This window comes from Pseudoalteromonas sp. PPB1, from assembly GCF_015356275.1.
Taxonomy (GTDB): Bacteria; Pseudomonadota; Gammaproteobacteria; order Enterobacterales; family Alteromonadaceae; genus Pseudoalteromonas; species Pseudoalteromonas rubra_D.
In genome coordinates, this window is record NZ_JACEQV010000011.1 from 1 (window position 1) to 19,922 (window position 19,922).

Here is a 19,922-nt window from a genome sequence, read left to right on the forward strand (position 1 = left end):
AAGCGAACATGAATATCCACAAATGTCTCCTTGGTTAACATAAAGTTCCCGCACAAATGTACGGATAATACCAAGTGGATCAGTTTTCGATGATCGTTAGTGGATCAGTTTTGCATGATCGGTGACATCACACTCGTCTTGTTGAGGTCTTTGCTCTGGGTGAAGCTCTTTCGCCCAGAGCGCTGTTCAGTGTATCTGGCGCTATACAAAGCGTTGAATTGCCTGGTAGGCATTGTCCTGATACTGCTGATTGTTCAGGTCTTCAAATAGCTCCGCTTGATCCCCGATAGGGCCCGTTAACCCTTTCTGACTGGCGTAAAATGTGCCACTTTTTAATTCTTCATCAAACAACCCCATCAGATAGCGTTTCGCGCCCTCTTCAACTTTATGGACTTTGCCGAGCCATAGCATAACTTGCATCATGCTCTTCATAACATATTGCTTTACAAAGGAGAGAGAGTTAAAGCCATCAGTGCCTGTAGTCGCACCTGGGCTCATGGTGATGAATTTCAGCTGTGGATGGCGTCTGGCCATTGCCGACATCCATAATGCCCCCATATATTTGATTGGCCCGTAAGGTATGGTCGCATCTGTGGTGGAGCCAAAGAACGACCCGTCACAGACAGAAGCAAACTCCTCGACCGACGAGGTGTTTAGCTCCGGACGCTTCATGCCCATTTCCTTCACGCCCCGGGCGGCTTCTGAGCCTGCATAGAGGGCAACCTGAGTAAGTTTCTGCGCCTTAATAAGCTCTTCTGTCAGTACGCTGTGCCCCAGCAGATTAACTGCAAATATCTCGGTGACGCCCTGTTCATTCAGTTTGTTAAATTGTTTACCGCCCGTGCCTCCGGCATTCATGATCAGTGCATCAATACTCTCTGGTAGCTGTTGTACGGCGGATCGCACCGAGCTTAAATTGCTGACATTGAGCTGGACAATCTCAAAAATACGCTTGCCTGTTTGTTGTTCCAGTGCCATTTTAGCTGCTTCTGCTTTGTCACGGTTGCGACATCCCAGGTAGATCTTTTTAATGTCCGGATACGCTGCAATCTGCTTTGCTGCCTCTTTACCTAAACCTGCATTTGCGCCAGTGATTAATACGCGAGTGATCATAATGTGCCTCTTTCTAAATTCGGGTGTTGAGTTTATGAGACCAGATTAGCGAAAAGCGCGTTGTTGCTTTTGATATTTCTTGCGGTATTGAATATGTATTGCCGGGTTATAAAAAAAGCCTGATAGTTCAGGCTTTTAGTGTTACCGGGATATTTAGGTACACTTTATTGTCGGGGTCCGCGTCATTAAAGCCGCCCGGCAATAACTCGAAATCGGGCTTGTCAGCGTACTCATAACGGCTCTTTGGCAGCCAGCTCCCCCAAATATACCTCAGGGTTTCTTCCAGGTTTGCGATGGGCCCTGTATGTGTAAATCTGGCATAGGTTTGTGCAGCCAGTTCTCGTGTGATCAGACCATCCGGCACGTCATCAAAATTTTCAACCTGGGCTGAGCAAATATAAACAAATCGAGTGACGTCTCCGTCTTCCTGATAGTTTTCATAGATACCAAAAAAGTGATCGCCTACCCGATTGGGGATTTTGTCACGATAGGGGCGAAAGCCTGACCAAAGCTTGGGCAAGCTGAGATCTCCATCTTCGTATACATTGGCAATCCCCACGATTTTCATCGCAGGTTGTTCAATGATCTCGGGTTCCATACTGATGTTGTTTTGCAAAAATGCCAGATCGTCAGGACTAAATGGCTTTTTGTATAACAAGCGAAATGGTTCGTTTATTTTGCGATATTGTGCTGGTGTCATATCGAATAGTGCCTTAAATGCCCGAGTGAATGCTTCTTGAGAATCAAACTGACAGTCCAGGGCCAGGGTTAATATGCTCACATCGTCTGTTAACAGTCGCTTTGCAGCTAGGGTCAATCTGCGTTTGCGAAGGTACTCTTTTGGGGTGTCGCCTACCAAAGCTTTGAAAATCCTACTGTAGTGATATGTTGAATAGTGGGATGCCGCTGCGATTTCATGCACGCTGATTTTTTCATGCAAATGCGCTTCAATGTAGTCGATACTTTTAAAAAAACGATCCATCCCACAGTCCTCTTTTATCTTGATGGGTATAGTCACACGCTGACCGGTGCCGGTTGAACAAGGTTATCTTCCGCGTACCGTTTTAACCCTGCTAATAGTTTGCCAAAGGCGATGGGAAACACCAGCCGAAGCAGTGGGTAAAACAGGTAGGCAAACCATTTAAGCTGTGGCGAGGCTGTCCAGATCACCTTGCTTTGGTTTTTACCAACCGGCTGCACTGACATCATAACGTGGTTCTGCCGAATAGGCACAATGGCAGGGTTGTTAACTGGCAGCACATTAAAAGCGATGCTCTTGTCCGTTTCACTGAATTCGGTAATGACCTCTTTGACTTTCGCACCATTTGGATTGTCACTTAAATTGCAAACTCGCCCTTCCATTGGGGCGCCTAGGCGGCTGCTGCCTTTACCGAGTGCTTCAGAGTAGGGTATAGGTCCCATCCATAGATGTGCTTTATCAAATTGATGGGCGACTAAATCCCAAACTTGTTCTGCCGATTTATTAATGATGATTGATTTGGTGATCTTCATGATTAGCTCCAGGAATTGATAGTGAAGCTAGTGTAAAAGGTTACATGTGTGAGTTTTTGATATTTCTTGCTACGTTTGATAAAAGCAGAGTGAGCGTCACCTCTCATTTAGTTGCTTTGTAGCCGTATGTCGCTTTATACATAGTGAAATGAGTTGCTTTAGCTGCCTTCTATAGTTGGAAAATAGCCTGGGAAGCCGCTATTCAAAGTGCCTCCCAGGCTATTCATCACTGGATGTACATGGCACTAAGCGCCACTGAGATTAAATTTAGCGCTCTCAATCACGCTATTTTAAAACTTAAAAGTCACTCCAGACGCTCACTGTTTCTGTAGCGGTAGGACCACATCCATTGATATTACATGCGGTAATGGATACTTGATATCTGCCATCAGGTGCTTTCCTGTAAATAGACTTATAGCCACCGTCTGTATCTTGATAAGGGGTTTGGATACTTCCAGTGTATACTAAACCTTGCCCTGCTATACGGAAGCGATACTCAGTTGCGCGAGCAACCTTGTAAAACCCAAACTCAGCAATATTGTCCCAATCAGAATCAATAAGGTCATCAATGCGTGGGGCCGAAGTTGGCACGCCTTCGATCTTTACTGAATGCTTATGTGTTAGCGTTGCTTTGTCACTGCATCCTCGAGCATTACACGCTTGAATTTCATATTTGTAGGTGCCGGAAGGCAGAGATTGTTTGAGTGAATTGCCAGTGATCTGTCCTAAGTATGAACCATTGCGGTAAGCTTTGAAGTATTGCACTTGTGGCTGGCTGTTCCAACGAACATAGAACTCTTTGTCTGTCGAAACATTACCCTCAATGTATGGTTCTGGTTCACGAGCACGTTGCAGTACGGAGATTGTTTGAGCAGCAGATTCGCTTGAACATGCACCGCCATCCCAGCATGCCTCCACCGTGAAACGGTAGCGGTATCCATTTTTTTTCTCGGGAAGAGAGTCTCCAAAGTAAATTTCAAACGCATCTCTCCAATAGTTCGAAGCGCTAATACGGTACGTCATAGGCGTGCCCACATCTAATCTACCGTTTCGGTTGATATCAATGAACTCTTCAGATGTTTCATTTACTCTGAAGTAGTCAGGGTAATCGTGGACTTGATACCAGACCACTGAAATACGTAAGCTTGTTTCATCTTTGTGGCTAGACCCCAGAAATACAGGCGTTTGCGACCGATTACGACCATATCCATCACGTAACGACTGCAGATCACCATTTGACATGCGAAAATTGCCCAGAGTGTTTATTGCTGCCCCAGTGTCGAGGTTTTGATAGCTGAAGGCCTTGCCTGTGGCACCTGAGGTGCACCCTGTTCTGTCGCTATTACTGTAATGCATGATGGATTGAAAATCATATGGCCGCGAGCGTGATATCAGGGATGATGTTCTGAATGCACTTTGCAAAGTACAAGGTACATAGCGGTCATTCACTGTAAGGGAGTAGCGTTGACCATCTCGTGTGTGATAGTCGCGGTCGGTACGCTGGTGCTCATGGCGATAACCCAGAATATGCAATAACTCGTGAATGGCTGTGCCTACACTACAGTAGCTGGGGATCCATGCCTGACGGCGACCGCCATTTGCATAACCTATATTCGCAGAGCAGATTTTGTTTTTTTCCCTCTCATCATCAAGGGCATGACCATAAATAGTGAGATAGTTAGAATGACTTGACGTTTTATGGACGAAATTCACCCGAGAAGCGCGTTCTATCTCCTCCATTGCCTCAAGAATGTTTTTTTCATTCTGACTGCCGCTGGCGATACCAACTAGCTGGAATGGGACGATGCCGTTTGGCCAGCCTACAGCGCTGTCTAAACCGGACGTATTAGCCGCGCGATTGGCAGAAAACGTGTGAAATTCACTTACACTGTCCAATACCATATCGCCATCTATTAGGTACTCTGGTGTACCGGTATTTTCAGGCTGACTGTTGTTGAGAGGGGCTGTAGAGGCCATTGAGAGTGTGGGTATGAATATGGCACCGAGTAAAAAAAGTTTTTTATTTGTAATCATTTTTGTAGTGAACCTTGTTTGTTAATGAAAGCTAAGTGTTTGGTTGGAAATACAACGGGATAACGCAACTTTATAGACTGAATTAATGGCTGCATTTCAAGTCAATTTCCCTTTTCATTCCTTTTTTAAGTCTGTTTTAATACTTTATTCTCCTTGTTTTTTTAAATTGTTAAGTAACTATCAACGAACAAGTTTTGCTTAGTTTTTTATTAACGATGCTCCTTTTTTATACTGTTTTTGAGCGCTATTACCTTACTTGGGTAATATGAAATATTGACTACGGGATAGGGTTTTTCTTGATGGGTGGCGCTTCCTGAGGTTGTCTAGCATTGAGCGCTAAAGTATTTGTCGTCAAAGGTATAGTTCAGCTGTTATGGTGTGGGTAGTCTTTTTCCCGCTGAGCTCGGTTTAAGGGAAATAATGAACTCATTTAATGACTTTAATGACAGGAAAATAAAATGAAAAATATAATAAACGTGTTGATGTGGGGAAGTTTATTCTCATTTTCTTCATCAGTATTCGCAGATATCCAATGTGGCTCACAGTGTCAGTTGAGCAAAGTGAACCAGTATTTTGATGCGCTGGATACTGTTTCGTATAAAGGTTCTACGGTTGCGAATATTGATGCCCTGATTGGTCTGATGCACGACGAGGTTAAATACGAGCACGTGGAATATTTGGCTAATTTTGATAAAGCAAGCTGGCGACGCGCATTCTTACGTAACTATGAAAGTGGCCGGTACGATAGTGACACCAACCGTGAGATCAGGGTACTACGCACGATCCCGGGTAAAAACCACATTGCTGTAGAGTATGCTTATGGTTTTAACCAAGCTGATGGCAGCTGGCAACAGCAAGAGCCTAGGCTGGCCGTATTTGGTTTTAAAGAAGGCAAAATCAGCCTGATCAGGGAGCTGTGGTAGCAAGGCTTCGGGTTTACTGGATTGCCGGGCAACTATTGACGATGAGCACTTGATTAAAATACCGGGTGATTTTGTCATACCCGGCTGGTGCAAGGTGACTATGACCCGCACTTTGGACACTGATGTTGGCGATCTGAATATCAAGGGTGAAGGTACTGCCATCCATGAGCCCCTCGCTAAAGTAACGGGGCTGCCAGCTCTGAATATCCAGGGTTTTGAAAAAGGTCAATGTGTGGCTGAGTGTTTCCGCGGAAATGCGTTGTTCACACACAGAGGTGGTTGTGCCTGAGTCGACTTTACTCAGGCTCAACATTTGATGATCGTAATACAATACAGATTTGTTTCTGTATGAACCTGTCTCAAACTGAACGTGCTCTGCCGCGAGCGGCCCTGATGTGAGTAACATCAGGGTGCAGGCGGGGGCCGTGTATCTGTGGCTAGAAATCATAGCTGATCCCGACATACGCCGTACGTGGCATGCCGGGTTGGATACGGGTTCTGCCAAAGCGCTCCTCGTTTTGCAGCGCATAGGTTTTGTCGGTAAGGTTGGCAATTCGGGCGTGGAGTTTCACGCGTTTGTTGAGCCGGTAGTTGGCTTTGAGGTTAAACACGGTATAGCCCGAGTAAGTATCGGTGTTTTCTACGCTCAGGTAATAGTCGCCGATACTCTTGGCTTCAGCGGTGAGCCTGAGTCCTTTGATGGTCTGGCTGGTGTAGTTGAGCCTGAAATTGGCAACATATTCCGGTGCCATGTGCAGGCTGTTGCCCGACAAATCTTGCTCCATCGATTCGCCTGTCTCACGGTGAACTCGTCCCTCATCGCGAATGTAGTGACGGAACTCATGGTCGGACTGGCTGTAGGCCAGCGCAGCAGAAAATGCGCGGTTAAACTGGTAGTTCAGCCCAAGCTCAAAGCCCTGATGTCTGACACTGGAAGCGTTGACCCGGTATGAGGCGCCCAGATCACTGAATGCCGTGACAATGGCATCGTCTACATCCATCAGGTAATACGCCAGTTCAATCGACAGTGCATTCAGATTAGCTTTGTACCCCAGCTCATAGGTATCGGACGTTTCTTCTTTCAGACTCCCTAGTTGCGCACTGCTTTGGCGACTTTTGAGGTGGTACATTTCAGGTGCGGTAGGCAATCGCATTGCATTGGCGAACCGGGCATAGACACTGGACTGCTCGTTAAGCAAATAGTTCAGGCTCAGCTTAGGGCTGAGGTGGCTAAAGGTATCTTTACGTGAGGCAATGGAGCGATTGCCAAAGCCATCGTCTTTGTACTTGGGCAGTGCATTGTCAAACTCATATTCACTGTGGTCAAAACGCGCGCCCAGAGTATAGCTCAGTGCATCAGTAATATAGCCCAGATGCTGGATGTAAGGTGACACGCTTTTGAAGGTGGTGGTGTCATCATAGAATACATGCCCTTGAGGGTAAGTTGCTGCGCCGCGTCCGGTGGTGATCCGGGTGGTGGGCTGGAATGAATAGGTATCTCCGGAAGTATGCTCCAAATCAACGCCCAGGGTTGTCTGAGCACTGTTTTGGTGAGACCAGCTGGCCAGAGCCAGCAAGCCGAATGTGGTAACTTCCGTTTCTTCTACCGGCATATTGGGTTGCCAGGTGGCAAGGTGTTCCAATGTGCGGTGACGCGCGTAAGGGATAAGGGACACGCTCAGGTTTTTGTCCTCATACAGATATTCAGTGCTGAGGCGCACATAATCTGTGGTTCTGCGCGGATCCAGAGCGATCACCTCGTCAGGCAGACCAGACTGAGATGGATCCAGTTCAAATTGTTCAATGCTCAGTGTGGTCAGGATCTGCTGATCAAGTGATGAGGCAATCAGTGAGGTGGTCAGGCTTTGTTTGTCGTCCAGCTGATATTCATGGCGCACGTCCAGCTCGGCTTTTTCAACAGCGTTATGGTCTCGCCAGCCATCATTATCCAGATAGGCCGCCGATACGCGCAATCCACCTTGATTGTCGTCCAGCCAGGTGGTGCTGCCGTTAATGCGTGAATAGCCATGCTCACCCAGTGTGAGACCGAGTGAATTTTTGTTGGCTGTCACAGGCTTAGATAAAACGTTGACGGTTGCAGCAACGGCTCCTGCGCCATGTAAACTGGTACCTGCACCTCGTAGTACTTCGAGGCGTGACAGACCAATGTTGCTGGTGGTCCACCAGAGTGCGTTATGGGTATAAAAAGCAGCAGATTGCAGCGGGATATTATCCTGCAAATATAAGGTATAGCCGTCAAAGTTTATCGGCATACGCACGGCTGCGTTGTGTCCTTGTCCGCCAGATAACTGATTTATCAAAACGCCCGGTATGGTTTGCAATGACTCTGAGATATGTTGTGCATTGTCGTCAGCAATGGTTTGTTCGGATACCTGACCCACACTCAGCGCCAGATCGGTATTTGCTCTGGCTGTACGGGTGGATGTGACCGTGATTTTTTCAATCTGGTCGGCACCTGCTGTGTCAGCAGCAACCTGTGCTGAATAGACCTGTAGCAAGGCTAACGTTAATGCAGAAACAGTCAAACCGGGTTTCATGAACACCTCTTTATTCGTTGAAGGAGCTGGATAATAATCCTGCCATGCAAAAATGTACAAATTATGCGGTCAGTATACGGTGGTGTCTTTGTTGTCGATCTTTGTCAGACGGAGTAAACCAAGTTGGGTACATTGGTAAAAAATGTGTTAACTTTTATTTTTGGATGATGACTTGTTGACTATGAGCTATGCCCCATACGCCGAATTTTGAGGATATACGCTATTTTATTGAAGTTGCCAGTACGAGAAACTTGTCTCGTGCGTCTGAGCGCCTGGGGATCACCCAGCCCAGCGTGAGTGCGGCGATGAAACGCCTTGAGCAGAATTTTGGCACCGATTTGCTGGTTCGGCATAAAAATGGTGTGGTTCTGACCAAAGCGGGTGAAGTGCTACAAGCACAGGGGCTGCGCTTTATGGCGGATTGGGCAAAATTGAAATCGAATGTCTATCAGGCAAACAGTGAAATGGCAGGCACATTCACATTGGGGTGCCACCCTTCGGTCGCATTATATACTTTGCCCCATATACTGGGACCTTTGAAAACTAAGTTCCCCTATATGGTATTCAATCTGGTTCATGACTTGTCGAGAAAAGTCACAGAGCAAGTGATCAGTAATGAGATTGACTTTGCACTGGTGATTAACCCTGTCAGACACCCAGAGCTGGTGATCCAAAGCTTGTTGTTTGATAATGTCACTATTTGGCGCGCTGAATCTGTTGAGTGCACTGAGCAGGGAACGTTACCTTTGTATTGCGATCCTAATCTGAAGCAAACACAGCAATTGTTGTTGTCTACTGCTGACTTTTCCCACCAAATAATTGCATCTAATAACCTTGAGGTGATCTCTACTTTAGTGGCCAACGGGCTGGGTTTGGGTATCTTACCTGAGCGAGTTGCCAGACGCGCACCTGCGCTTCTGGCAACGTATAATCCAGAGATCAAGCCTGTTCAGGATGAACTGTGTTTTATCTATCGAGCAGATAAGCAAAACCATGTTGTTAGTGTGCAGTTACATCGTGAAATAAAACGGCTGTTAGATAGCTGATCTATGCTGTGCTTGTTCTTTTTATAGTTGGTCACAATCAATGGCGCTCACGATGGCGTGTACGTCTGGGTTATTTGAGAGTTTTTCAAACAGTTCACCAAAGGTCTCGCCTCCTTTCGTACGTATTGTGACAACGGTGCCGTAATAGTATGTTGTCAGATCAAATGTGTAAGTCATCCCGGCGCGTGTTTGCGTGCCCAAAGCAAGTTCTGTGGAGCCATTACTGTCAGGAAAGTAATTGTCTACTATTAGATTATCGGCCAAAACCTGATAATTGCTGGTGTAGCTGTTACGACTGTTTAGTGCGATACCAATCCCGCAGTTGCGATCATGTAGTTGTGGGTAAACAACAAATAGTTCGGCTGTCTTGGTGTCTTTTTGTAGAGTTGCAAAATCACCACTGCGTTTTATCCAGTCGCCCGCATCTGCTTGTGCATTAGATACTAAGGTCAAGGCGGTTAATGTCAGCGTGCGCAAGGTGTATTTGATTGTCTGCTTCATTGTGTGAACTCCTGTTTTGTTAGTTTTCCCAACTTTAAAAAAGCCAGCTAAATTAATAAAATAGAAGTCATCAATGTGTGTGATAGACAAACCTAATGGTTCAATGATCTCATTCGTGATGCTGTAACTCATTGGCCAATTGTTGTGCCCGAGTAATTTCATCGAGTGTCATGCGCTGCTCCAGATATTGCCTTGTCCACTCAACGCGACTATACACCTCACTGTCCTGGCGGGTTTGCAAAAAGTAATGGCTGTAGGCCAGCGCCTGAATATAGTCTTGTCCGCCTGTATCAGGGTCCAGATATTGATAGCCACGGATCAGCTGTAGGATCGCTTTTTCTCCACCTAGCAATGCGACTTGCTCAGTCACTTGATACTTTTGCGCGGTGAATGCTTTCATGCGGGCAACCTGTTCATCTCTGGTAAGTGTGCTGAATTTCAGTGCCTGATGCACTTCTGTCGGGGCAAGTCGCCAAAGTGTATCGGCCGCTTCATCAGAGCCCATTTGGGCTGCTTGCATCAGTTTCTCTACATAGTTTTCATCACGGTTGGTGTCGCCCAGACAGCGCTGATATCGAGCTTTCATGGTTTCGACTATCTCGTGTACTTCATCGCGTGATAATGCCTCATCGAGCCATTGATTGAACGCTTTGTCTGTGCGCGGTACGTTGCGACATTGGCGTACTTGTACGGCCTCCATAAACAGTGCTTCAGGTGACACGGCCTGCACTTGTTTCTGTTCGGGTGGCTGACTTGTCGTGTTGATGGTTTTATTTGCTCGGTCCGGGTGTTGATCCTGTTCGACAATGGGCTCTGAAACTTTGATATTTTCGGCGCTATTGTGTACTTTTGGGTAAAACACCACAGTACAAATAGCAAGGCAAAGGCCTGCAAGCAGGCCAATATGTGTACGACGCATTAAAAGATTACCTGTTGATGAAAGGCGCCGCATCATTGAAGCGGCACCTGGGATTAAAATCCGTTTTTAAGTGCCTGAACTCGGTCTACGACTTTGCCCTGATGGATCACCGCATGTATTTTTTGGGTGTTCTGAATACTTTCAATCGGTGAGGCATCCAGTATCACAAAGCTTGCCTGAGCCCCTGGTTTTAGACTGTTGTCTATTCCCAAAAAGGTACCTGCCTGTGTGGTTGTCGCTGCCAGCGTCTGCCAGTTAGACATGCCTGCTTCGCTCAGCTTTAGCATTTCTCTGTGCACTGAATAACCCTGGATGGTGCCATAATTACCAGCGTCTGTTCCGTTTAAAATAGTGACGCCAGCTTTAACTAACTCGGCCAGGTTGGCAATTCTTTGTGTATCCTGGTTACGCCACTTTGCTTCTCTGTCTCCCCACTTCTTCATTGTTTCTTCGCTCTGGTAACCTGCAATGATGGCTGGGGTGGTCATAGCCTGAAGCAGCTCAGAGGCGATCACTGTCTTGTCGAACAGAAAGTCTGTTAGATCGGTATGAACTGTCATGGTCGGGATCACCACCATTTTCGCCGCTGCAATTTTATCTGCCAGTCCTGCCGGGATCGGTGTGCCGGGCATGTGAGTGAACGCTGAGGCTCCTACGTCGATGGCATCGATGACTTCCTGCCAGGTTTTAAGGTGGACGATGGTTTTGATCCCGAGTTTGTTGCTTTGCTGGACGATGGCAGCAAAAGTGGCTTTATCAATCGAGGGCTGATCGTCACTGGGTTGGTAAACCACTTTAATCACGTCGGGCTTGGCTTTCGCCAGACTTTGCACCTGAGCGACAGCCTCTTCCGGGGTTGACATAGTGCGTGTTTCCAGGCCGTATTCTGTGCAATGGCCTTTTGGTGCGGTCAGACAAGATAAACTGCTGTAGATATCGGCACCAAAATAGGTGCCTGCTCTTTGCTTTGTGCGTGCGTCTATCAGGCCTTGCTCATCGCCAAATAAGTCGACAAATCCGGTGACACCCGCATACAGCACGCGCTGGGAGATTTTTTCAGTTCCGGCAAAATCTGATTTGGCATAAGGAGCCCGATTGCCAAACGCATGAACATGCATGTCGATCAGCCCCGGGATAAGCCAGCGGTTATTCAGGTTGAGTGTCCGCCCTTTAAAGTTGACCGGAGGCGCTGGGTATTCAGCGGCTATTTTACCTTGTTCAATCAGCAAAGCACTGCGGCGGATCTCTTGTTGTTCGACATCGACAATCTGAACCTGAGTAAGTAGTAATGCATCGGATGACATGACCTGTGTTTCAGCTGCGTAGCTAAATTGTGCACTTAAACACATGCTGATGGCGCCACCGAGTAAGCCTGTGAGTTTTGGAATTATTGTTTTCATTATCAGGGTCCTTGAGCAGAAAATTGTTTTTTTATTAGTGTTATATCCAACACCATAGTGTGCCGATGTAACAGATAGTGTGCAACGTTAAATATTTTGAATTACCTAATGTAAAGGGGGTTGACGCAATCTAAAAAGGTGCCGGCGCACGTTCAATATGACCGAGATTGATTTTGTTACTGTATAACATTTATTTCCGTTTAACTGTTTTTATATACAGTATTTTATGGTTTGCTATGTATCTGAATAGGAGACGAAAACGATGCTAGAATTAATACAACAAGTACCTTCTGCCCAGGAATATTGCGATATGCGTGTTAAGGCTGGGCTCTCGCCAAAGTCGCTGGAAGCGGCTGAAATTGGCTTACCTAATACACTTTATGGGGTTTCGATCCGCGAGGGCGAAAAGTTGATTGCGATGGGCCGGGTGGTCGGTGACGGTGCCTGTAATTTTGAGGTGGTCGATGTGGCAGTCGACCCAGCTTATCAGGGGCAAGGGCTGGGTCGCCGTGTGATGGAATCGATTGATGCGTATTTGTCGTCTGTGGCATTGCCCGGATCTTATGTGTCCATGATTGCTGATGAGCCGATATTTTACGAGAAACTGGGGTACAGACTGGTTGCACCAAAGAGCCAGGGTATGACCAAGAAGTTTCAGCCCCGCAAATAAGCTTAAGGGTCACTATGAAACAGAACATTGCGCACGTTGCGCTGGTGGTTAACGACTACGACGAAGCGCTCGACTTTTATGTGGGTAAACTTGGGTTTGAGTTGATAGAAGATACCTATCAGGCCGAGCAGGATAAACGCTGGGTCGTAGTGGCTCCCCCGAATTCTCATGGGGTGGCTTTATTGTTGGCAAAAGCTTCTAAACCCCGACAAAACCCCTTTATCGGTGATCAGGCTGGCGGTCGAGTGTTTTTGTTTTTAAGTACCGATGACTTTTGGCGGGATTATGAACGGATGAAAGCCAAGGGAATACATTTTGTGCGTGAGCCCGCTACGCAGGACTATGGCACTGTCGCTGTGTTTGAAGATCTCTATGGTAATTTATGGGATCTGATCCAATATGTTGATGGTCACCCTATGTCGACCAGATGCCGCTAGTTGTAGCGGGACTGGCGAGTAATATTTGCTGCTGAGCATGGGTAAATAGCGTACACTCGCGAAACCATCCAATGTCGTATTTTTTGGGTTACATAACAATGATAAAAGTTGATTACTCTCAGTATACTCAAGCTGAACTTCATGAAGCGCTGCAACAAATCACGCCTGATTCAGAGCACTATTCAGCCCTGCTCGCTGAAATAGATGCTCGTCAGGAAGAAGCCGAATTGCACGCACAACAGCGAGTGGAAAATGGGCCCAAAAATGCTGAAAGGCGTGTGAAAGTCATTGGGTATATACAGCTTCTGGCTGCATTTGTGATGACGGTCGGGCTGATATTTGGGCCGCTTACGTCATGGTTATCTTTTATTAGCGTGCCTTTTATCCTGCTCAGTGCTGCTGCGGGTTATACGGCGATTAAAGAGCAGGCAAAGTGGTATTGGTTATCAATACTGAATCAGGGGTTACAGGTTGTTAGTTTTTCTTTTGGCGTACTTAATTACAAGTATACGGGGCTTGGCGGAATTCAAATCGGCTTCACCTGGTTAAAAGACTTTGAACTGTCTTTTGGTATTTTATTTTCTTCTACCGTTCGCTTGACTGGTAACGCTGGCGCGTTTTCTTTAAATGCGGTTCAGATAGATGTGCTTGCGTTGGTATTGATGATTGCCTTGCTTACGCGAAGAGAGCGTCAGCAATAAGCCAGCCCTGAAGTGGCTGTTCGGGCCGCTTATCTGTTGCATGTTATCTCCCTTATTCCTTAATCATCTTATTTATACCTTTAGCGAATATGTGATATTATATCTCGATTGTGCTGTATGAGCTGTTGACTGTAATCCGGATAGCTCGTTGATTAAGAAAGGTAAATGTATGTTATTTGAATTAGAAACCTATACTCGCCATGCCAAGTGGCTGGGTCTGTTTGCGATTGGTGTGTCCATCCTTGCCTGGACGGTTGAGCTAATGGGTGTGGTTTATGTCTGCCCTTACTGCCGTGTGCAACGCACCGTAATTGGTCTGCTAGGACTCATTTTGTTCACCGGTGCTGCGCGTCACTGGCTGGGTAAATATGCTGCACTGGTATTTGGTTTCTTTGGTGCAGTTGTTGCGGCAAATCAGCATTTTATGGGTTGGAAAAAAATCTCGGCTGGTAAGTTTGAATTCAATGATACCCTTATCATTGATCCCTTCTTGCTGTCGGGTCTCGCAATGACGGCTATCATCGGCCTGGCTTGGTTGATAACCCGACAAGAAAAGTGATTGTTTCCCGCTTCATTGTGTTTACTATGGGTCACAATGAAGTGATTTGATTGAGCGTGCTGGCACGGCCGTCGGAGTGTCAGTATGCTCCTTGTTAAGGAAGCATGATGAAGTATGACATATACATAGTAGATGCCTTTACCCAGGCTCAATTCAAAGGTAATTCGGCCGCCGTAGTCCCTGTTAATCTATGGCCGGAAGACATCACAATGCAGCAGATTGCAGCTGAAAACAACCTCTCTGAAACCGCTTTTATTCGCGCTGTTGATACCGCATCAGGTCATCAATTTGAGATCCGCTGGTTCTCTCCGCTGACAGAAATCGCCTTTTGTGGTCATGCGACACTCGCTGCTTCGTTTGTGATTTTTAATCATTTAGCTGCCCAGGGCGAGATCACCTTTCTTACTCGCGAGGTGGGCCCTTTAACCGTTAATCAGTTGCCGGATCAGCGAATAGAAATGAGCTTTCCGAACCAGCAGCCTGAACCTGTTGCACAAGCTCCCGCTGTGTTATTGGAAGGCTTGTCTGAGCAGCCTGTAGAGGTGCTCAAAAATCGCCAGGCCTACTTTGCTGTGTTCGATCAAGCCGCCTCGGTAGAGCAATTGACATACCATAGTGAGTTGCTCAAACATTTGGCTCCGCTGGACGTGGTTGCAACAGCACGGTCTGACAACTATGACTTCATTTCTCGCTACTTTTGGCCTGCCAATGGCGGCGATGAAGATCCCGTAACTGGTTCCATTCATGCAGGGCTGGCCCCTTACTGGGCAGAGTTATTGGGTCGCGATGAATTGGTGGCTTATCAGGCTTCGCAGCGTGGTGGAGTATTACATTGTCAGGTAGCAGGCGAGCGGGTTTTGGTATCCGGGTTTGGGGTATTGTATTTGCAGGGGACTATTTTCGTTGCTGATTAAACAAAGCCCGAAGTATGGCACTTCGGGCTAAGGTGTTTTTAGGCTGGCTTTTCATCCTTAATCACCGCCACCAGGAGTGCCGGCAAAAAGGTCAGGCTGAGCAGCGTTGAAACTAAAATACCACTGAGTACGATAATCCCTACGCCACGATACAGCTCGGTACCCTCACCCGGTATAAGCACCAGAGGCGCAAGACCAAAGATGGTGGTGGTGGTTGACATCAGTATCGGCCTCAGACGTTTTGCAACAGCCTGCTGAACCGCTTCTTTGACCTTCAGCCCCTGCTCCAAGACGTAGCGTCGAGTCTGATCAACAATCAGGATTGGGTTGTTCACCACAGTGCCCAGCAAGATCAAAAAGCCCAACATAGTGATCATGTCAAATGGCTGGTGGAAGGCACTTAGCCCCATTGCTGACAAGGTGCTGTTAATGCCATTGACTGTCACTAACCCTAACAATCCCCCGGCCATACCCAGAGGCACAGTGGCCAGAATAAACAGCGGATAGCGCCAATGTGTGAAAATAGCCACGAGCAGCAGGTAGCTCAGCACCAGCGCAATGACAAAGTTACCAGAGAGTGATGACTTGGTTGCTTCCAGCTGGTCCGCTGCGCCACTGATATTAACCTTAATACCCTGAGCAATCTTGCCCTGCTGCCAGAGGTTAGGCAACAGTTGTTGACGTACAATCTGCTCAGCGGTTTCCAGCGCGACGTCTCTCGGTGGAATGATGTAAACAGTGACGGTTCGGTTGCCATCAACGCGGCGCACCGAATTACTGTTTTTACTTTCTACCAGATCAGCCAGCGCGTTAAGCGGCAGTACTTGTCCGTTAGGTGTGATGATCGGGGTTGTCGACAGTTGCTCTATGGTCTGGCGATTGCCCGCGCCACTGAACAGGAACATGTCGACCTTATCATCGTTGAGGATGAACTCATCAACATACGCACCATCACTCATCGCGGCCACCGCATAACCAAAGTCGCGGTTATCGAGCTCCAGTTCTGCCAGACGTGCCCAGCGGGGCTGGATCTCTATCAGTGGCTGGTCGAGCGTCAGCGATCTTGGGTCTGAGTTAATTTGTGGCTTATCGAACAGCTTGTCTGCTTCTGCATATACCGCTTCTGCGGCGCTGTATAGATCTGTGATATTTGCACCGGCAATATCCACTGCCACGGCTCGTGTACCACCGTCATTGCTGGAAATGATAGATCCTCGGGCCGAGAAAGCGCGCATGCCCTCGTAGCTTCTGAACTTGTCTGTGATGGCACTCATCATCTGATTAATGTGTTCCGGCTCTACCGGTGCACTTAAGAACCAGATCCGTCCAACCGATACTGACATGGCGTAGTATTCAAGCGGTGGCATTTCTGTATTACCAGCCAGAAAATCACTGCTATCTGCCTGCACATAATCATCAAAATAGGCGCGCAGTTCAGTACCAATTTTTTCCATCTCAGTCAGGTTATAGTTGGGCGGCGCAATCATCATAGAAAAGGCTTTGGGCTCCTCCCCTTCTGGCAGATATTCTGCTGCCGGCATCAGCGTGGTCGCCAGGCCCATGATCACGATAATGAAAGCGGCACTGGCAATGCGTGCCTGGGTGGTGGTGCGGGTAAACAGTTGCGACAGCTTGAGCCAGTAGCTGCCCAGTTCAACCTGACGCTTTTCTTCCAGGTCCTGCTTTTTGCCAAAATTTGCTAGTGCGACGGGCACCACAAAAATGGCGACAAGCATAGAGGCAATGATGGCACCTGAAATGGCAATCGCAATGTCTGAGTAGAGTTGTCCGGCTTCTTGCTGCACAAATAAAATAGGCGCGAATACCAGCACTGTGGTGGCAGTTGATGCCAATACCGCAGGCCAGACTTCTTTTACGCCATTAATCGCGGCTAAGCGTCGGCTGATCCCCTCGCGTTTGGCCTGAACGATAGATTCTAACACCACGATGGTGTTGTCTACTGTCATCCCGATGGCAAAGGCAACACCGGCCAGAGAGATCACATTGATGGTACGGCCAAAGCTCATCAGGGCAAAAAATGCAGCGATGGTACATAATGGGATCCCCATAACACCAACCAGGGTTGCCCGTCCTGATCGCAAGAAGAAGTACATGACCAAAGTAGCCAGTAATGCACCCAGCGCCAGGTTGCTCCAAACGTTTTCAAGCGAGCTTTTCACATAGCGCACATCGTCACTAAGCAAGGTTAGTTCGAGGCCATTTTGTGCCAGTAATTGTTGGTTAATCTCTGCAACGACCGGGAGCATTTGTTCTTTGATGTCGAGTACATTTGAGCCACTCTCACGACGCACCGACAGGCGCAAAGTACGCTCGCCATTGGAATAAGACACACCGCGGGTTTCGAAGTGATCGAGCGTTACATTGGCAACATCTTTAAGCAATACATTGGCGTTGCCGTCGCGTTTTATGATGAGGTTTTCCAGTTCACTGAGCTGCTCAAAGCGGCCAATGACGCGCAGCAGATAACGGCTTTCGCCACTTTCTATGTCACCGCCTGAAGTATCCCGGTTACGGTCGCGGATCACGGTTCTGACATCGCTCAGGCTTATACCACGCTGAGCCAGGCGTGCAGCGTCAACCTTAATTTGTATCTGTCGTTGTGCACCGCCACCAATGCGAACCTCGGAGACGCCTGTGACACTTTCCATACGAGGCCGGATATAGTCTTCTGCGTAGTCCCGCAGTAGATCCATGTCTAGCTGTAGTGGGTTCCCTGGCTGTGGTTTGAGCAGGAAAAACATAAAGGCATTGCTGGAAAAGGAGCTGGAAAATAGTCTTGGTTGATCGACGTTTTCCGGATAGGCGGGCACCTGGCTGAGCGCATTGTTTACCCGAATAAGGGCGTCATTGACCTCAACACCAAAAGGGAATTCCAGCTCTATGGTTGCCTCGCCCATTTCGGCAAACGAGATCATACGTTGCAGGTTTGGTAAACTGCGCAGATAACGCTCCTGCTCTATCAGGATCTCTTTTTCCACATCTTGTGGTGTTGCACCAGGCCAGCCCGTTTGTACGGTAATCGTTCTGACTTCCAGGTCCGGGATCATCTGCACGGGGATGTTGAGCGCTGAAACCAGGCCCAAAATGGTGGTGATCAGCACCACCACGGCCACCAAAGTGCCGCGTTTTACCGCTGATTCTATCATTGTAGGTTACCTGCCCTGGCGCTTATCTGAAGTTGTGTTCCTTCTTTTAACAGCTCAATGCCTGTGGTGATCACTGACTCACTGCCTGTCAGGCCAGTCACGGCAACATAGTCTGGCCGTGTTGCTGTGATGGTAACCATTTTACGTTTCGCCGTATTGTTATCGGCAATAAACACGCTGCTGCCGCCATCCGGATGCTGCTTTACCGCCTTTTTAGGGATCCAAACCGCACCGTCTTGTGCGTTCAGCAACAGATCCGCCTGGGCGGACATACCCGGGGTAAATTGAGCATGGACAGCCATGGTATCGGTCAAATCTATATGTGCTGTAAAGGTTCTGCTGGACGGATTTGTAACAGCAACGATGCGGCTGATCTGTGCCTTGATGGGTTTAGCTGCGTTGATATCGGGCGTGACCATAACCGGAAGATTAGGTGTTGAGCGCAACAGTGGGAAGTACTCCTGTGGCACATTAACTACTATACGTAAGTCCGATTCTGCGACCAGAGTAAAGAGTTGATTGCCCGGTGTGACCCACTCTCCCATGTCCACGGAGCGTTGTCCAATGACACCTGTAAAGGGGGCATGCAGGGTGTGACGATTGAGTCTTTCCTGGGCCAGAGCCACCAGGGCTTGCTGTTTTATTTTTTCCGCTTTGGCATTGGCCAGAGCAGCGGTACGCTCACCAATCAGCGTTTGTGCAACACTTTGTTTTTTAGAAAGGGCTTCCACTTCATCGAGTAGTCGCTGTGCTTCCTGAACCGAAATTTTTGCCGCTTGTGCTCCTGCTCTGGCCTGCGCCAGGTTCAGTTCGGCCAGTGTGGCATCCAGTTTTAACAGTGGCTCGCCCTGAGTGACATTGTCACCCACGTCAACGAGCAAAGTTTGCACCAACCCAGATTCCTGGCTGGCCAGTTGTGCATGGTGTCTGGCTTCTACAGAGCCGCTGAGGGTCATCACCCTAGGTTGCTTTGTTGCACTGGGTGTGTAAACCTCAACTTGTGTGGTTTGCGCTGCGCCCGTGTGGCTGTATAACAACACGGTGGTGAGCAGTATAACGCTTGCGATAACGCGTGCGGAAATATGCATATAAGCCTCTAATGATAATAGTTTTCATTTAATTCTATGGGTCTTTTAACCAACAAGCATGTGATTTGCGATTAAACATGAGATTTTTGCTATTTATGGGCTTACTGGCCTCCTTTGCGGGTTTGGCAGGTATGGCAGACTGCTCCGATGCTGATAAACGGTTTGTCCATGAGCAGGTCAGTAGCCCTACATTTGAAGAAACAAAAACAAACAGAATGTATAAAGTTAAGCATGAACAAGTGTGTGTTGTAGGTAATGCATTGGCGACTGACGGCATGCATTATTTTTTGTATAAGATTGGGCCCTCTGTTCGTTATATCGCTGTGCATAACGGGCTTAACGGACACGTGCAGATGCACGGCCCGTTTAGACCTGAGTGA

At 47.7% G+C, this 19,922-nt stretch carries 19 protein-coding genes; 8 read left to right on the top strand and 11 right to left on the bottom strand.

Annotated elements, in window-relative coordinates; genetic code table 11:
* Positions 1 to 201: 201 nt before the first annotated feature.
* The 4 genes from IY568_RS12415 to IY568_RS12430 all read right to left on the bottom strand — a co-directional run bounded on the left by IY568_RS12415 (position 202) and on the right by IY568_RS12430 (position 4,602).
* Entirely contained in the window at positions 202 to 1,113 is a 912-nt protein-coding gene (locus IY568_RS12415) for an SDR family NAD(P)-dependent oxidoreductase (protein ID WP_194867707.1), read from the bottom strand.
* Positions 1,114 to 1,240: 127 nt separating this feature from the next.
* Entirely contained in the window at positions 1,241 to 2,095 is an 855-nt protein-coding gene (locus IY568_RS12420) for an AraC family transcriptional regulator (protein WP_194867708.1), read from the bottom strand.
* Between the two features lie 32 nt (positions 2,096 to 2,127).
* A complete protein-coding gene (locus tag IY568_RS12425; RefSeq protein ID WP_138536946.1) occupies positions 2,128 to 2,625 on the bottom strand; it encodes an SRPBCC family protein in 498 nt (165 codons plus the stop codon).
* 297 nt (positions 2,626 to 2,922) lie between these two features.
* Positions 2,923 to 4,602, bottom strand: coding sequence for a M12 family metallopeptidase (locus tag IY568_RS12430; protein ID WP_194867709.1), 1,680 nt, complete (start codon positions 4,600 to 4,602; stop codon positions 2,923 to 2,925).
* Between the two features lie 515 nt (positions 4,603 to 5,117).
* Here IY568_RS12430 and IY568_RS12435 point away from each other — a divergent pair.
* Positions 5,118 to 5,582, top strand: a complete 465-nt coding sequence (locus IY568_RS12435) for a hypothetical protein (protein WP_228553322.1) — start codon at positions 5,118 to 5,120, stop codon at positions 5,580 to 5,582.
* Between the two features lie 13 nt (positions 5,583 to 5,595).
* Here IY568_RS12435 and IY568_RS12440 read toward each other — a convergent pair whose 3' ends face one another.
* A complete protein-coding gene (locus IY568_RS12440) occupies positions 5,596 to 6,030 on the bottom strand; it encodes a hypothetical protein (RefSeq protein WP_194867710.1) in 435 nt (144 codons plus the stop codon).
* Positions 6,020 to 8,140, bottom strand: coding sequence for a TonB-dependent receptor (locus tag IY568_RS12445; RefSeq protein ID WP_194867711.1), 2,121 nt, complete (start codon positions 8,138 to 8,140; stop codon positions 6,020 to 6,022). The genes IY568_RS12440 and IY568_RS12445 overlap by 11 nt, the downstream gene beginning before the upstream one ends.
* Before the next feature lie 188 nt (positions 8,141 to 8,328).
* On the opposite strand from IY568_RS12445, the gene IY568_RS12450 reads away from it, so the two are divergent.
* Positions 8,329 to 9,186, top strand: coding sequence for a LysR family transcriptional regulator (locus tag IY568_RS12450; RefSeq protein ID WP_194867712.1), 858 nt, complete (start codon positions 8,329 to 8,331; stop codon positions 9,184 to 9,186).
* A 21-nt stretch (positions 9,187 to 9,207) separates the two neighbouring features.
* Here IY568_RS12450 and IY568_RS12455 read toward each other — a convergent pair whose 3' ends face one another.
* The 3 genes from IY568_RS12455 to IY568_RS12465 all read right to left on the bottom strand — a co-directional run bounded on the left by IY568_RS12455 (position 9,208) and on the right by IY568_RS12465 (position 12,006).
* Positions 9,208 to 9,687, bottom strand: a complete 480-nt coding sequence (locus IY568_RS12455; protein WP_194867713.1) for a hypothetical protein — start codon at positions 9,685 to 9,687, stop codon at positions 9,208 to 9,210.
* Positions 9,688 to 9,796: 109 nt separating this feature from the next.
* On the bottom strand, positions 9,797 to 10,606 hold the full coding sequence (locus tag IY568_RS12460) for a hypothetical protein (protein ID WP_125560290.1): 810 nt from the start codon (positions 10,604 to 10,606) through the stop codon (positions 9,797 to 9,799).
* A gap of 53 nt (positions 10,607 to 10,659) precedes the next feature.
* Positions 10,660 to 12,006, bottom strand: coding sequence for an amidohydrolase family protein (locus tag IY568_RS12465; RefSeq protein WP_194867714.1), 1,347 nt, complete (start codon positions 12,004 to 12,006; stop codon positions 10,660 to 10,662).
* A gap of 262 nt (positions 12,007 to 12,268) precedes the next feature.
* On the opposite strand from IY568_RS12465, the gene IY568_RS12470 reads away from it, so the two are divergent.
* The 5 genes from IY568_RS12470 (at position 12,269) to IY568_RS12490 (ending at position 15,287) form a co-directional block, all read left to right on the top strand.
* Entirely contained in the window at positions 12,269 to 12,676 is a 408-nt protein-coding gene (locus tag IY568_RS12470) for a GNAT family N-acetyltransferase (RefSeq protein ID WP_138536960.1), read from the top strand.
* A 14-nt stretch (positions 12,677 to 12,690) separates the two neighbouring features.
* Positions 12,691 to 13,113 (top strand): VOC family protein, encoded by a 423-nt coding sequence (locus IY568_RS12475; protein WP_138536962.1) that lies wholly within the window; start codon positions 12,691 to 12,693, stop codon positions 13,111 to 13,113.
* Between the two features lie 98 nt (positions 13,114 to 13,211).
* Positions 13,212 to 13,814 (top strand): hypothetical protein, encoded by a 603-nt coding sequence (locus IY568_RS12480; protein WP_194867715.1) that lies wholly within the window; start codon positions 13,212 to 13,214, stop codon positions 13,812 to 13,814.
* Between the two features lie 169 nt (positions 13,815 to 13,983).
* Positions 13,984 to 14,373: a disulfide bond formation protein B gene (locus IY568_RS12485; RefSeq protein WP_138536966.1), complete on the top strand. Its 390-nt coding sequence runs from the start codon at positions 13,984 to 13,986 to the stop codon at positions 14,371 to 14,373.
* Positions 14,374 to 14,480: 107 nt separating this feature from the next.
* On the top strand, positions 14,481 to 15,287 hold the full coding sequence (locus tag IY568_RS12490; RefSeq protein WP_194867716.1) for a PhzF family phenazine biosynthesis protein: 807 nt from the start codon (positions 14,481 to 14,483) through the stop codon (positions 15,285 to 15,287).
* Positions 15,288 to 15,325: 38 nt separating this feature from the next.
* On the opposite strand, the gene IY568_RS12495 is transcribed toward IY568_RS12490, so the two are convergent.
* Both IY568_RS12495 and IY568_RS12500 read right to left on the bottom strand, forming a co-directional pair.
* The gene (locus tag IY568_RS12495) at positions 15,326 to 18,454 is read right to left on the bottom strand and encodes an efflux RND transporter permease subunit (RefSeq protein ID WP_194867717.1); all 3,129 of its coding nucleotides are present in this window, start codon (positions 18,452 to 18,454) and stop codon (positions 15,326 to 15,328) included.
* Complete coding sequence (locus tag IY568_RS12500) at positions 18,451 to 19,542, bottom strand: efflux RND transporter periplasmic adaptor subunit (protein WP_194867718.1); 1,092 nt, start codon at positions 19,540 to 19,542, stop codon at positions 18,451 to 18,453. Before IY568_RS12500 ends, IY568_RS12495 begins: the two co-directional genes overlap by 4 nt.
* Positions 19,543 to 19,619: 77 nt before the next feature.
* Between IY568_RS12500 and IY568_RS12505 the strand changes: the two genes are divergently transcribed.
* Positions 19,620 to 19,922: a hypothetical protein gene (locus IY568_RS12505; protein WP_194867719.1), complete on the top strand. Its 303-nt coding sequence runs from the start codon at positions 19,620 to 19,622 to the stop codon at positions 19,920 to 19,922.

Bases quoted from the DNA above. Each gene is read 5' to 3' on its own strand.
- IY568_RS12415 (WP_194867707.1), bottom strand. From the start codon at position 1,113: ATGATCACTCGCGTATTAATCACTGGCGCAAATGCAGGTTTAGGTAAA.
- IY568_RS12420 (WP_194867708.1), bottom strand. From the start codon at position 2,095: ATGGATCGTTTTTTTAAAAGTATCGACTACATTGAAGCGCATTTGCAT.
- IY568_RS12425 (WP_138536946.1), bottom strand. From the start codon at position 2,625: ATGAAGATCACCAAATCAATCATCATTAATAAATCGGCAGAACAAGTT.
- IY568_RS12430 (WP_194867709.1), bottom strand. From the start codon at position 4,602: ATGGCCTCTACAGCCCCTCTCAACAACAGTCAGCCTGAAAATACCGGT.
- IY568_RS12435 (WP_228553322.1), top strand. From the start codon at position 5,118: ATGAAAAATATAATAAACGTGTTGATGTGGGGAAGTTTATTCTCATTT.
- IY568_RS12440 (WP_194867710.1), bottom strand. From the start codon at position 6,030: ATGATTTCTAGCCACAGATACACGGCCCCCGCCTGCACCCTGATGTTA.
- IY568_RS12445 (WP_194867711.1), bottom strand. From the start codon at position 8,140: ATGAAACCCGGTTTGACTGTTTCTGCATTAACGTTAGCCTTGCTACAG.
- IY568_RS12450 (WP_194867712.1), top strand. From the start codon at position 8,329: ATGCCCCATACGCCGAATTTTGAGGATATACGCTATTTTATTGAAGTT.
- IY568_RS12455 (WP_194867713.1), bottom strand. From the start codon at position 9,687: ATGAAGCAGACAATCAAATACACCTTGCGCACGCTGACATTAACCGCC.
- IY568_RS12460 (WP_125560290.1), bottom strand. From the start codon at position 10,606: ATGCGTCGTACACATATTGGCCTGCTTGCAGGCCTTTGCCTTGCTATT.
- IY568_RS12465 (WP_194867714.1), bottom strand. From the start codon at position 12,006: ATGAAAACAATAATTCCAAAACTCACAGGCTTACTCGGTGGCGCCATC.
- IY568_RS12470 (WP_138536960.1), top strand. From the start codon at position 12,269: ATGCTAGAATTAATACAACAAGTACCTTCTGCCCAGGAATATTGCGAT.
- IY568_RS12475 (WP_138536962.1), top strand. From the start codon at position 12,691: ATGAAACAGAACATTGCGCACGTTGCGCTGGTGGTTAACGACTACGAC.
- IY568_RS12480 (WP_194867715.1), top strand. From the start codon at position 13,212: ATGATAAAAGTTGATTACTCTCAGTATACTCAAGCTGAACTTCATGAA.
- IY568_RS12485 (WP_138536966.1), top strand. From the start codon at position 13,984: ATGTTATTTGAATTAGAAACCTATACTCGCCATGCCAAGTGGCTGGGT.
- IY568_RS12490 (WP_194867716.1), top strand. From the start codon at position 14,481: ATGAAGTATGACATATACATAGTAGATGCCTTTACCCAGGCTCAATTC.
- IY568_RS12495 (WP_194867717.1), bottom strand. From the start codon at position 18,454: ATGATAGAATCAGCGGTAAAACGCGGCACTTTGGTGGCCGTGGTGGTG.
- IY568_RS12500 (WP_194867718.1), bottom strand. From the start codon at position 19,542: ATGCATATTTCCGCACGCGTTATCGCAAGCGTTATACTGCTCACCACC.
- IY568_RS12505 (WP_194867719.1), top strand. From the start codon at position 19,620: ATGAGATTTTTGCTATTTATGGGCTTACTGGCCTCCTTTGCGGGTTTG.